Source organism: Amycolatopsis sp. NBC_00355, from assembly GCF_036104975.1.
Classification (GTDB): domain Bacteria; phylum Actinomycetota; class Actinomycetes; order Mycobacteriales; family Pseudonocardiaceae; genus Amycolatopsis.
This window is the reverse complement of the sequence record NZ_CP107982.1, coordinates 4569499-4582415: the sequence shown is the minus strand read 5'-3', so window position 1 is coordinate 4582415 and position 12917 is coordinate 4569499. Positions and strand designations below refer to the sequence as shown.

10 protein-coding genes are annotated in these 12917 nt (G+C 72.4%); 4 read left to right on the top strand and 6 right to left on the bottom strand.

Going from position 1 to position 12917, the window contains the following annotated elements; genetic code table 11:
• Window positions 1-44: 44 nt before the first annotated feature.
• From OHS18_RS20140 to cbiE, 6 genes are all read right to left on the bottom strand, one after another.
• On the bottom strand, window positions 45-3140 hold the full coding sequence (locus tag OHS18_RS20140; RefSeq protein ID WP_328450326.1) for an arabinosyltransferase domain-containing protein: 3096 nt from the start codon (window positions 3138-3140) through the stop codon (window positions 45-47).
• 33 nt (window positions 3141-3173) lie between these two features.
• Window positions 3174-3818 (bottom strand): 5,6-dimethylbenzimidazole synthase, encoded by a 645-nt coding sequence (gene bluB, locus OHS18_RS20135; protein WP_328618074.1) that lies wholly within the window; start codon window positions 3816-3818, stop codon window positions 3174-3176.
• Entirely contained in the window at window positions 3815-4540 is a 726-nt protein-coding gene (locus tag OHS18_RS20130; RefSeq protein WP_328618073.1) for a cobalt-precorrin-6A reductase, read from the bottom strand. Before OHS18_RS20130 ends, bluB begins: the two co-directional genes overlap by 4 nt.
• Window positions 4537-5553, bottom strand: a complete 1017-nt coding sequence (locus OHS18_RS20125) for a Gfo/Idh/MocA family protein (RefSeq protein WP_328618072.1) — start codon at window positions 5551-5553, stop codon at window positions 4537-4539. The genes OHS18_RS20130 and OHS18_RS20125 overlap by 4 nt, the downstream gene beginning before the upstream one ends.
• Window positions 5550-6311, bottom strand: coding sequence for a precorrin-4 C(11)-methyltransferase (cobM, locus tag OHS18_RS20120; protein ID WP_328618071.1), 762 nt, complete (start codon window positions 6309-6311; stop codon window positions 5550-5552). The genes OHS18_RS20125 and cobM overlap by 4 nt, the downstream gene beginning before the upstream one ends.
• A gap of 397 nt (window positions 6312-6708) precedes the next feature.
• A complete protein-coding gene (gene cbiE / locus OHS18_RS20115; RefSeq protein WP_442875394.1) occupies window positions 6709-7902 on the bottom strand; it encodes a precorrin-6y C5,15-methyltransferase (decarboxylating) subunit CbiE in 1194 nt (397 codons plus the stop codon).
• A gap of 76 nt (window positions 7903-7978) precedes the next feature.
• Between cbiE and OHS18_RS20110 the strand changes: the two genes are divergently transcribed.
• The 4 genes from OHS18_RS20110 to cobC are packed head-to-tail and all read left to right on the top strand — an operon-like array spanning window position 7979 to window position 12894.
• Entirely contained in the window at window positions 7979-9940 is a 1962-nt protein-coding gene (locus tag OHS18_RS20110; RefSeq protein ID WP_328450338.1) for a putative cobaltochelatase, read from the top strand.
• Window positions 9940-10554, top strand: coding sequence for a cob(I)yrinic acid a,c-diamide adenosyltransferase (gene cobO / locus OHS18_RS20105; RefSeq protein WP_328618070.1), 615 nt, complete (start codon window positions 9940-9942; stop codon window positions 10552-10554). The genes OHS18_RS20110 and cobO overlap by 1 nt, the downstream gene beginning before the upstream one ends.
• Window positions 10548-11885 (top strand): cobyrinate a,c-diamide synthase, encoded by a 1338-nt coding sequence (locus OHS18_RS20100; protein WP_328618069.1) that lies wholly within the window; start codon window positions 10548-10550, stop codon window positions 11883-11885. The genes cobO and OHS18_RS20100 overlap by 7 nt, the downstream gene beginning before the upstream one ends.
• A complete protein-coding gene (gene cobC / locus OHS18_RS20095; protein WP_328618068.1) occupies window positions 11878-12894 on the top strand; it encodes an Rv2231c family pyridoxal phosphate-dependent protein CobC in 1017 nt (338 codons plus the stop codon). Before OHS18_RS20100 ends, cobC begins: the two co-directional genes overlap by 8 nt.
• The last annotated feature ends 23 nt before the right edge of the window (window positions 12895-12917 follow it).

Here is a 12917-nt window from a genome sequence, read left to right as displayed (position 1 = left end):
AGTGGTTAGGGCGGTTAGAACCGCCCTAACCACTCACGACCGGGTCAGCGCGTCGGGTCCTTGCCGTTGGGCTGGCTCGGCCCCGGGCCCGGGGACCACCAGCCCGGGACGGTTTTCTCGCCGTGGATCACCGTCGGGGCGATGCCTTCGGTGAACGGCTCGATCTGCAGCAGCTGGCCCCACGACTGGCTCGGCTGGCCGATCAGGTAGCTCGGCACCTCGGGTTCCTCGGCCAGCTCCTCGAGCCAGCCGATCGGGCCGCCGTTGGTCGAGGACGCCCACTCCGCCTCGTCCGCCAGACCGCCCGCCGTGATGCGGTACTCCGGGACCTGCGAAATGCCGTCGTGGGACATCACCGGCTGGGCGCACGGGTACACGAACGACGCCGGCCAGTCGATGTACACCGGCTTCGAGCCGATCTTGTCCGTCAACGTCGTGAACGTCGGGACGCGCGGGGCCGAAGCCGCGATCCAGCCGTCTTCGGTGAGGTCGTTGTCGACGATGTTGATGCGCAGCGCGTTCGTCTCCGGGGGGAGATCGCGCAGGTTGATGCGGGTGTCGTTCCAGCCACCCGTGCCCCCGCCCGGCGGGAGCACGAACTGGCTGCGCAGGATCTTCACGCCCTCGGGGGTGTTGACGCCGTAGTCGAGGCTGACCGACGTCGGCCGCCGGGACGCGCCCGCCGTCGCCACCACGACCTGGCCGTCCGCGGGCTTCTCCGTCAGCGCGTACCAGTCGCTGCGCAGGCGGCCCGCGCGCGTCTCGGGGTCGAGGTAGCTCGACCACATCGGCACGTTCTCCGGCGTGAACCCGTGCGGCGGCTCCGCCAGGGGGTCCTTGTCGTCGACCGAGCGGGTGTGGAAGCCGGTCTGGACGCGGCCGTTGTCGTGGTCGGGGTTGGGCAGCGGCGAGTTCTCCGGTGGCTTGGTCTCGTCGGGGACCGTCCGCTGCTCGGCCTGCGGGTGCAGGATGCTCGTCGCCGCGTCGCGCTCCACCATGACGTGGTCGGAGAGGTTGCAGCTCTTGCCGAACAGGTGCCCGACGTTCGCCGCGCCCAGGCTGTAGCTGCCGGCCTGGTTGTGGATCGCCCACGCCATCGTGATGAACTCGCCGCCCGCCACCAGGCCGCAGACCACCACCAGCGACAGCGAGCCGAGCCGCAGCGCGCGCAACCGGCCTTCCTGCACCGGGGGCGCGGCGGTGGGCCGGTGCGCGCGGACGTTCTCCACGAACGCGTAGATCCCCGCGATCGCGGCCGCCACCAGCAGGATCGTGGACAGCGGGATGCCGCCGATCGACGGCGCCACGTTCGTCCACTGGACGCCGAGGCGCGAGACGAACCAGTAGGTGTTCGGCCCGGTCGCGGCCAGCGCGCCGACGACCAGCAGCCCGGCCAGGAACGCGGCGCGGTTGCGTTTGGACCGCAGCACGGTCGAACTCGTCGCGAGTGCCGTCAACGCCGCCATCGACGCCCCGACCGCGGCGAACGCGCCGAAGTGGTGGGTCCACTTCGTCGGCGTCAGGGCCAGGAGCAGGAAGAACAGCGCCGTCGTGCCGATCAGGCGGCGCGCGGGGCCGAGCGACGCGCCCTGGATTCGGCCGCGGCGCAGCAGCATCACCAGGCAGGTGGCGGTGCACAGCACGATCAGCAGCACCGGGAACCGGCGTGGCGCCGAGCCGTCCGGGAGGTCGGCGAACAACAGCTGGTAGCGCGCGAGCTCTTGGAACCACGACAGGTTCGGGCCGACCTGGGTGCGGATCCGGGTCGCCTCCTGGACCGTCGCGAACGTCTGGTCGGCGAACACCACGACGAGCACCAGCAGCCCCGCCGCGGCGACCGGCGCGAGCACCGGCAGCCAGCCGTTCTCGTTGGCGCGCTGGCGGATCAGCTTGAACAGCGGGCGCGCGGCGACCAGGTACGGCGCCACCGCGATCAACCCGGTCGGCGTCGCGGCCAGGGTGAACCCGGCCGCGGTCAGGCCGAGGCACAGCGGCAGCAGCCGCCGCGTCACCAGGGTGCGTTCGACGGCGCAGATCGCCAGCAGCGACCCGAGCGCGGCGACCGGTTCGGGCCGGACACCGTTGTTGTAGGGCATCCACCAGACCAGGAACACCGTCGCCGCGGCCCAGCTCGCCGGGCGGCTGGTGCGGACCTGGGCGCCCAGGCGCGGCATGACCTCGCGGCTGATCAGCAGCCAGCAGAGCACGCCGAGCAGGAACGACGGCAGCCGGATCCACGGCGGTACCACGCTGACGTGCGCCATCAGTTCGAACAGGTGGTAGAACCAGCCGAACGGCGCCTCGGCGACGCCGAACCAGCGGTGGTAGTTCGTCAGGAACCCGGTCTGCTCGGTGACCCGGGCCATCGTGAGGATGTAGCCGTCGTCCGAGGTCACGGGCCCGATGAAGACCCACGCGCCTAGCGCGGCGATCACCGTGGCGTCCCGCATCGTCAGCCGCCACCAGCCGACCGGCGCCCAGCGCGGCGCGCGGCGGGCGAAGCCGGAGTCGCGGCGCCAGACCGCGATCATGCAGCCGATCAGCGACAGGATCGCGAGCACGCCGACGACGACCTTCAGCGTCGTCGGCGACGTCTGGTAGCGCGTGTCCGGCACGACCGAGACGTGCAGCCCGGCGATCGGGTCCTTGCTCGAGTTGATCGAGGAGTAGATGCCGACCACGCGGGGCCGGACGTCGCCGCCGGTGTGGAACACCGGGGTGCCGGCCACGGCGAGGGTCATCTGCGTCGCGTCGACGTCCAGCTCGACGTCGCACTTCTCGGACGGCAGCGGCTGCTGGGCGATCTGCTGACCCTGGCTGGAGGCGATCAGCACGCCGTTGTCGACGCGCAGCTGCATCCCGACGCCCTTGCCGGACTTCGGGTCGGTGCGGCCGTCGGGCACGGTGGCGAACAGCAGGCCCGGGCCGTTCGTGCGGGCGTCGACCGAACGGATGGCCGCGCACGGCAGTTCGGCGCGCAGGTCCTGGGCCCAGTACCCGGTCAAGGGCGCGTTGACGGAGCGGGTGTCGCTGCCGGTCGGCCAGACGACCTCCGCCGTGTCCTGCACCACCGGCAGGAGGGGGAAAGCCAGCGCGCACAAGGCCGAGAGTAACCCCAGCGCTACGGCAATCAGACGCATCGGCGCAACGCTAACGGGTCAGACCGAGGCCCGTTACGCAGACCCCGGGTCACGCGGCGTGAAGCGCCCGTGGTGTATCGCCTCGGCCAGGGGACGGCGGCTGCGCCACCCGTGACGCTCCAGGTCGGGCACGGTTTCGAGCCGGCTGACCGGGCCCGTGCAGAGCCACGCGACGGGCCGTACACCGTCCGGGATGCCGAGCAGTTCGCCGAGGAACGGTTCGCGGTAGAAACTCACCCAGCCGACGCCGAGGCCTTCGGCGGTCGCGGCCAGCCACAGGTTCTGGATCGCCAGGCAGACGGAGTACAGGCCGGCGTCGGCGATGGCGTGCCGGCCGAGCACGTCGGGCGCGCCGCGCGCGGGGTCGTAGGTGACGACGATGCCGAGGCTCGACTCGAGGATGCCCTCGATCTTGATGTTCGAGAAGGTGCCGGCGCGCTCTTCGCCGAGCTGTCCCGTGAAGACCTCTCGCTCCTCGTGGACGTGCTTCGCGAACCGCTCGCGGGTCGTGTGGTCGTCGACCAGCACGAAGTCCCACGGCTGCGTGAGCCCGACGCTCGGCGCGGCGTGCGCGGCTTCGAGGATCCTCGTCAGCGTCGCCTCGGGGATCGGCTCGCCGGTGAACTCGCCGCGGACGTCACGGCGTTTGTTCAGGACTTCGTAGAACTCTTCGATCATCGGTTCAGCACCCATTCGACGGCTTCGGGCACGGTCTCGGCGGTCTCCGTGACGGGTCTCGGCGGGCGCCGGACCAGCAGCACGGGCACGCCGAGTTCCCTGGCGGCCGTGAGTTTGGCACTGGTCAGGTCGCCACCGGAATCCTTCGTGACGAGGACGTCGACACCGTGGCCCCTCAGCAGTGCGCGCTCGGCGTCCACTTCGTACGGTCCGCGCGCGAGGAGCAGTTCGTGGTGCCGGGGCAACGGCGGTTCGGGCGGGTCGACGCAGCGGATCAGGAACCACAGGTCGTCGAGGTGCGCGAAGGCGGGCAGTCCCTGGCGTCCGCTGGTGAGGAAGACGCGTTTGCCGAGGTCCGGGAGTTTCTTCGCGGCGTCGGCGAGGTTGTCCGCCCAGTGCCAGACGTCGTTTTCGCCGGCTTCCCAGCCGGGCCGGGCGAGCCGCAGCAGCGGGATTCCGGTGCGTTCGGCCGCTTTCGCCGCGTTGGCCCCGATGCGCTCGGCGAAGGGGTGCGTCGCGTCCACGACAGCGCGTACGTCGTTTTCGCGCAGCCAGCCCGCGAGACCCTCTACGCCGCCGAAGCCGCCTACGCGTACTTCGCCGACTGGGAGGCGTGGCCGCGCGACGCGTCCCGCAAGCGAAGACACGACGCGCACTTCGCGCTCTGTCAGCTCCGAAGCGAGCTTCCGTGCTTCGCCCGTGCCGCCGAGGACGAGGATCACGAAGGACGCCCGTAGCCGACGGCGTCCCGCCAGCGGTCGAGGGTGCGCATGTTGGCCATCGTCTCCGCCCAGGTCAGCTCGGGTGCCTGCCGGTCGGCGATGTGCGCGGCGACGTGATCCGCTTCGCGCGCGAAGAGCCCCTGGCTTGCTTCGATCTCGATGATCTCGGGTGCGCCGTCGAGCGGTGTGAGGACGATCTGCGACGTCACGGGCTTGCGCAGCGCGTGGATCCACGCCGGCCGCGGCACGTGCAGCTGCCCGCGGGTGCCGTAGACGTGGATGGCGTCCTCCTGCGCCAGCCGGAACCCGCACGACAGCCGCGCGAGGATGTCGCCCGGCAGCCGCAGCAGGCCGGTCGCGTACTCGTCGACGCCGGACGCGGACAGCTTCGCCATCCCCGTCACCTCGTCCGGCTCCACGACGTCGACGCCGAGCGCCGCCTGCGCGACCAGCCTGGCCAGCGACGTGCAGTAGCAGCCGACGTCGAGGATCCCGCCACCGCCGAGCGCGAGGTCGCCGAGCCGGGCCGCTTCGCCGTCGTCAGTGGCGTAGCTGAAGGTGACGTCGACCGCGCGGACGTCGCCGATCGCGCCGCACGAGATCAGCTCGGCCAGCCGCCGCGTCTGCGGGTGCAGCCGGTACATGAACGCCTCCATCAGGAAGACGTCCTGCTTGCGGGCCGCGGCGATGACCACTTCGGCGTCGGCGGCGGTGACGGTCAGGGGTTTCTCGCACAGCACGTGCTTGCCCGCTTCGGCCGCCGCGATGGCCCATTCCTTGTGCATCGGGTGCGGCGTCGAGACGTATACCGCGTCGATCTCCGGGTCGGCGAGGAGGTCTTCGTAGCTGCTGTAGGCCTTCGGGATCTCGAAGCGCGTCGCGAACTCGCAGGCCCGGTCGGCGGACCGCGCGGCGACGGCGGTCAGCGTGCCGTGCCTGCTTTCGTCGACACCCGCGGCGAACTCGGCGGCGATGGTCCCGGCGGCCAGCAGGCCCCAGCGCAGTTCCGTCACAACGACTCCGGTTGGTCGGCCCGGTCGCGGGCACTGGAATAGAGGAAGCTGTCCGGGAACCCGGCCGCGGCGAGCACCCGGCCGACGAAGATGGTCGCCGCCCGTGTCATCCCGGCCTGCCGCACCAGCTCCGGCAGTTCGGCGAGCACCCCGCGCACCACAGTTTCGCCGGGCTGGCTCGCGAGCGCCACGACGGCGACGGGGCAGTCGGCGCCGTAGTGCGGGGTCAGTTCGCCGGTGACCCGTTCGACGTGGTTGATCGCCAGGTGCAGAGCGAGGGTCGCGCCGGTGGCGGCGAACGCGGCGAGGGTCTCGCCCGGCGGCATCGCGGTCGAGCGGGCCTGCACGCGCGTGATGATCAGGCTCTGCCCGACCTCGGGCACGGTCAGCTCCCGCCCGAGCACAGCGGCCGACGCGGCGAAGGCCGGCACACCGGGGACGACCTCGTACGGCACGCCGGCGGCGTCGAGCCGTCGCACCTGCTCGGCGACAGCGCTGTAGAGCGACGGATCGCCGGAGCACAGCCGCACGACATCGTGCCCGGCCCGGTGCCCTCGGGCCAGCTTCTCGACGATCTCCTCCAGGCTGAGACTCGCGGTGTCCACCAGCTCCGCGGACGGCGGGCAGTACGCGAGCAGGTCGGTGGGCGTCATGCTGCCGGGGTAGAGGCAGACACCGCAACGGCCGAGCAGGTCCCGCCCGCGCACGGTGATCAGGTCCGCGGCCCCGGGGCCGGCACCGACGAAGTACACGGTCATCGGCTGCTCCCCGGGATGCGGGCTGCGGCGGTGCGGCCGGTTGTGCGCTGTGCGCCGGTGGTGTGGGCCGGGGCGGCGTGCTTGGGCGTGTGCTGCTGTCCGAGGGTGCGGTCGACGGTGGAGCCGATCATCCGCCTCTCGCCGGTGGAGTCGACCGAGTTGGGCCAGCTGGTCGGTCGCCGTTGCGCGAGGGCGCGGACCCTTGCGGTGCGGTCAGTTGTGCGCTGGGCGCCGGTGGCGTAGGCCGGGGCGGCGTGCCTGGGCGCGCGCTGCTCTCCGAGCGTGCGGGCCGTGGCCGTGTGGTCGGTTGTCCGCCGCTCGCCCAGGGCGTTGACCGCGGTGGGCCGGCTGGTCGGTCGCCGCTGTCCGCGGGGGTGGGTTGCCGCCGTGGGGCCGGTCATCGGCTGCTCCACTGCGTCACCGTCCGTGCCGGTGTCCAGCCTGTGAAGCCGCCCAGTGGTGCGGCTCGCTCGACCGCGATCCGCAGCAGCTCACCACCGTGCTGTTCGTACGCCCGGCCCAAGGCCTGCTCGGCCTCCAGGGTGACTCCGTGCGCCACCACTCGCGCGCCCGTGGTCAGGCACGCGTCCAGTACACCCGGCACCGTCACGCCGCCTCCGAGGAAGACGGCGTCCGGCGCGGGCAGCGCGCTCAGCGCGTCGGGTGCTTCTCCGGTCACCACCTCCAGTTCCGGTACTCCCAGGTCCACCGCGTTGCGGCCGATCCGCTCGGCGCGCTCGGGGTCACGCTCGATCGCGATCGCCCGGTTCAATCCGTGCATCCGCGACCACTCGATGCCGACGCTGCCCGCGCCCGCCCCGACGTCCCACAGCAGTTCGCCGGGGCTCGGGGCGAGGCGGGCCAGCGCCGACACGCGCAGGTCGCGCTTGGTCAGCTGGCCGTCGTGCGCGTACACGTCGTCCGGGATGCCGATCAGGGGCAGCGCCGGGCCGGTGCACTCCAGCGCGAACACCGTCAGCGGGCCGGGATCGCCGGTCCAGCCGTCGGAGATGCGCTCTTCGGGCCCGCCCAGGTTTTCCAGCGCGAACAGCTCGCTCTCGCCATAACCCCGCACGGTGAGCAGGGAGCGCAGAGCCGCCGCGTCGGCGCCCAGGACGAGCACCCGCCGGCGCGGCGCCAGCACCCGGGCCGCGCGCGCCGACGATCGGCCGACGAGGGTCACCACCTCGGTCTCCTCGGCGGACCAGCCCAGCCGGGCCCGGGCCAGTGTCACCGACGAGAGCGCGGGCAGCGCCTCGACTTCGTATCCATGGGCCACCAGCGTAGAACCCACCCCCGACAAAAACGGATCTCCGCTGGCCAGGACGCACACGCGCCGGCCTTCGTGCTCGGCGAGCAGCGCGTCGAGGCCGGGCAGCAGCGGCGAAGGCCAAGCCACCGCCGGGACGTCGGCGGGCAGGTACTCCAGCTGCCGCGGCGCGCCGATGACGACGTCGGCGCCGAGGACCAGGGCCTGGGCCTGTTCCGACAGTCCCGGCCAGCCGTCGGCGCCGATCCCGACCACCGTCAGGCGTCGTGGGCTCCGCGGTTCGGCGAGTTCCGTTGCAGGTCGACGTGATTTTTCGCGCACGATTTCCCACCCTAAGCGAGGCGCACGCTGTGCGATGATCGGCCGGTCGCCGACCTCCGCCGCTGAAGGAGTGCTGTTGAAGCCGTACCCGTTCACCGCCGTCGTCGGGATGCCGGACCTGCGCCTGGCGCTGATCCTGTCCTCGATCTCGCCCGCCGTGGGCGGGGTGCTGGTGCGGGGTGAGAAGGGCACCGCGAAGTCGACCATGGTCCGCGCGCTCGCGGGCCTGCTGCCGGGTGTGGACGTCGTCGACGGCTGCCGCTTTTCGTGTGATCCCGCGGCGCCCGATCCGAGCTGCCCGGACGGCCCCCACGACGGTGCCGGCCGCCACCGGCGGCCGGCGCGGCTGGTCGAACTGCCGGTCGGCGCGGCCGAAGACCGCGTCGTCGGCTCGCTGAACCTGGAGAAGGCCCTGGCCGAGGGCGTCACGGACTACCAGCCCGGCCTGCTCGCCGCCGCGCACCGCGGGCTGCTGTACGTCGACGAGGTCAACCTGCTGCACGACCACCTCGTCGACACCCTGCTCGACGCCGCGGCGATGGGGCAGGCGACCGTCGAGCGCGAGGGCGTCTCCGTGTCGCACGCGGCGCGGTTCGTGCTGATCGGCACGATGAACCCCGAGGAAGGCGAGCTGCGCCCGCAGCTGCTGGACCGGTTCGGCCTGACCGTCGAGGTCGCGTCCAGCCGGGACCCGGAGCAGCGCGTCGAGGTCGTCCGCCGTCGCCTGGCCTACGAAGCCGATCCGGACGCCTTCGCCGCCGGGTACGCCGACGACGACACCCGCCTGGCCGAGGAAATCGAGTCGGCGCAACGGCTTCTGCCCGCCGTCAAGCTGCCCGACGACGCGCTGCGCCAGATCGCCGAGATCTGCGCGTCGTTCGAGGTCGACGGCATGCGCGCGGACATCGTCACCGCGCGCGCCGCGGTCGCGCACGCCGCCTGGGCCGGCCGCGACGAGGTGAGCACCGAAGACGTCCGCGTGGCCGCGCGGCTCGCGCTGCCGCACCGGCGCCGCCGCAACCCGTTCGACGCGCCCGGGATCTCGGAAGAGCAGCTGGAGCAGGCCCTTCAGGACGCCCAGCCGCCGGAGCCGGGTCCCGAGGACGACGGCCCGGGCAGCGGTTCGACACCGGACGACGCGCCGCAAGACGTTCCGCCAGAGGTTCCTCAAGGCGACGCGCCGCAGGGCCGGCCCCAGCAGCAGGGCGGGCAGCAGAAGACCGTCGGCGCCGGCGAGACGTTCAAGGCCCGCGTGTTCCGCGTCAAGGGCATGGGTGAAGGCGAGCGCGGCCGCCGGTCGCGCGCGATCACCGATAGCGGACGCACCATCGGCGTCCAACCCCCGAGCGTCCGGGACGGGCGGCCACACCTGGTCGCGACGGTCAAAGCCGCGGCGCCGCACCAGAAAGCGCGTGGCCGCGACGGCGCCGGGCTGAAGATGCGACGCCAGGACCTGCGGTTCGCGTTGCGTGAAGGCCGTGAAGGCAACCTCGTGCTCTTCTGCGTGGACGCCTCGGGCTCGATGGGCGCGAAGACCCGCATGCGCGAGGTCAAGTCCGCTGTCCTGTCGCTGCTCCTCGACGCCTACCAGCGCCGGGACAAGGTCGGGCTCGTCACCTTCCGCGGCGATTCCGCCGAACTCGCGCTGCCGCCGACGATCAGCGTCGACGCGGCCGCGTCCCGCCTCGAAGGCCTCCCGACCGGTGGCCGCACGCCGTTGGCCGAAGGACTCCTCGAAGCAGCGCGGGTGCTGCGCGTCGAAGAGATCCGCGATCCGCGACGCCGTCCGCTGCTGGTCGTCGTCACCGACGGCCGCGCCACCAGCGGCGCGAACGCCGTCGCGCGCGCCCAGGCCGCGGCGGGGCTGCTCACCGGCGTCACGACCGTGGTGATGGACTGCGAAAGCGGCAGGATGCGCCTCGGTCTCGCCGCGGATCTGGCCGCGCACCTCGGCGGCGAGCACGTGCCGCTGGCCGACGTCGCCGCGGAGTCCCTCGCCGACGCCGTCCGCGCGCGCACCGCGGGAAGGGCTGCCTGATGCCGCAGGGGAAACCGGAAGTCGTCCCGAAGGACGGGCTGACCACGCGCCAGCGCCGCAACCGGCCGCTGCTCGCCGTGCACACCGGCGAGATGAAGGGCAAGTCGACCGCCGCGTTCGGGATGGCGCTGCGCGCCTGGAACCAGGGCTGGTCGATCGGCGTGTTCCAGTTCGTCAAGTCGGCGAAGTGGCGCGTCGGCGAGGAAGCCGCGTTCCGCGCGCTGGGCAAGCTGCACGACGACACCGGCGAGGGTGGGCCGGTCGAGTGGCACAAGATGGGTGAAGGGTGGAGCTGGGCGCGCAAGTCCGGCACCGACGAGGACCACGCCGAGAACGCGCGCGAGGGCTGGGCGGAGATCAAGCGCCGGCTCGCCGCCGAGACGCACGACTTCTACGTCCTCGACGAGTTCTCCTACCTGCTCAAGTGGGGGTGGCTCGAAGTCGACGACGTCGTGTCCACATTGGCCGATCGGCCGGGGCACCAGCACGTCGTCATCACCGGCCGGTACGCGCCGCCGGAGCTGCTCGACGCCGCCGACCTCGTCGCCGAGATGACCAAGGTGAAGCACCCGATGGACGCCGGCCAGAAGGGCCAGCGGGGGATCGAGTGGTAGCGCGCGTGGTGATCGCCGCGCCCGGCTCCGGGCACGGCAAGACCACTGTCGCCGCCGGCCTGATGGCGGCCCTGCGCACGGCCGGGCACCGGGTGTCGGGGCACAAGGTCGGCCCGGACTTCATCGACCCGAGCTACCACGCCCTCGCGACGGGGCGTCCGGCGCGCAACCTCGACCCGTTCCTGCAGGGTGAGGACACGCTGATCCCGTTGCTGCGCCACGGTTCTCGCGACGCGGACATCGCCGTGATCGAGGGCGTGATGGGCCTGTTCGACGGCGCGCTGGGCACCGAGGGTTACGCCTCGACCGCGCACGTGGCCCGGCTGATCGACGCGCCGGTGGTCCTCGTCGTGGACGCCTCGGCGGCCTCGCGCAGCGTCGCGGCGACGGTCCTGGGGTTCGCCTCCTACGACACGCGGGTGCGGCTGGCCGGCGTCATCCTGAACAAGCTGGGCTCGCAGCGGCACCTCGACGAGATCGCGTCCGCGCTGGAAGCGACCGGCGTCCCGCTGCTGGGTGCGTTGTACCGCAACGAAGAGATCCACGCGCCGAGCCGGCACCTAGGCCTGGTGCCCGCCGCGGAACGGTCCGCGGAAGCCGAGCGCGTGCTGCCTTCGCTCGCCGCGTGGGTCACCGACGGCGTCGACCTGGAGGCGATCGTCCGGATCGCGTCGGGCGCTTCCCGGCTTTCGGCTCCGATGTGGACACCGTCCGGTGTGGACGGTCCACGGGCGACGGTCGCGGCCGCGGGCGGCCCGGCGTTCACCTTCCGCTACACCGAGAACATCGAGCTGCTCGCGGCGTGCGGGGTCGACGTCGTGGACGTCGACCCGTTGCGGGACAAAGCCTTGCCGGACGGCTGTGCCGGGCTGTACTTCGGCGGCGGGTTCCCCGAGGTGCACGCGGCCGAGCTGTCGGCGAACACGGCGTTGCGCGCCGAAGTGGCGAAAGCGATCGACCGCGGGATGCCGGTCAGCGCGGAATGCGCCGGGCTGTTGTACCTGTGCCAGTCGCTCGACGGCGTGCCGATGGTCGGCGCGGTGCCGGCGGACGCCAAGATGACCGCGCGCGGCAAGCTCGGCTACCGGCGCGCGGTCGCCGTCGAGGACAACGTGCTGGCCGCGGCCGGTCAGCGCGTCACCGGGCACGAGTTCCACCGCACCGAGGTCACGCCCTCGTACGGCGCGTCGGCGGCCTGGGGCTGGGACCGGCTGCTGGACGGCTTCGCGTCGCCGACGCTGCACGCGTCCTACCTGCACGTCCACTGGGCCGGCTATCCCGAGCTGGCGCAGCGGTTCGCGGCGCGCGTCCGCGAATTCGCCCATGGGTGACTACGACCTGCACCACCACGGCGATCGCGAGGTCGGGCCGGGGCTGGTGGACCTCGCGGTGAACGTCCGGTTGCCGCGGCCACCGGCGTGGCTGCGCGCCGAGCTGGCGTCCGCTTTGGACACTCTCGCGGCTTATCCCTCGGCCGTCGAGGCGACTGCGGCCGTCGCGTTGCGGCATGGCCGTTCCTCTTCGGAAGTGCTGGTCACGGCGGGTGCCGCAGAGGCGTTCACGCTCCTGGCGTCGGCGCTGCGGCCGCGGCGCGCGGTGGTCGTGCACCCGCAGTTCACCGAGCCGGAGGCCGCGTTGCGGGCCGCCGGGCACGCGGTTTCACGCGTAATCCTGTCCGAAGTGGACGGTTTCGTGCTCGATCCCGCGGCCGTGCCCGAGGACGCGGATCTGGTGTTCGTCGGCAACCCGACGAACCCGACGTCGGTGCTGCACCCGGCGTCTTCGCTGCGTGTGCTGGCCCGGCCCGGGCGGCTGCTGGTCGTCGACGAGGCGTTCCTGGACGCGGTCCCGGGCGAGGCCGAGAGCCTGGCCGCCGGGGTGCCGGGCGTGGTCGTGCTGCGGAGCCTGACGAAGACGTGGGGGCTGGCCGGGCTGCGGGCGGGATACGTGCTGGCCGAGCCGGCTGTGATCGAGCGGTTGCGCGCGGTCCAGGTGCCGTGGTCGGTGTCCACTTTGGCCGGTGTCGCGACGGTGGCGTGTTGTCGTCCGTCCGCTGTGGAGGAAGCCGAAAAGCTTGCTGTGGCGGCGGAAACGGACCGGGAGTACCTGGTGTCGGGCTTGACGGCGGCGGGTGTTTCCGTTCTCGGCGAGCCGCGCGGCCCGTTCGTGCTGGTCCGGATTCCGCAGGGCGCCGACGTCCGGTTGCGGCTGCGTGAAGCGGGTTACGCCGTCCGCCGCGGCGACACGTTCCCGGGACTGGGCCCGGACCACCTGCGGCTGGCGGTGCGCGACCGCGAGGTGACGGACGCGTTCCTCACGGCACTGCGCAGGTGTGTTTGAACGACGTCGCGTCCGGGCGCTTC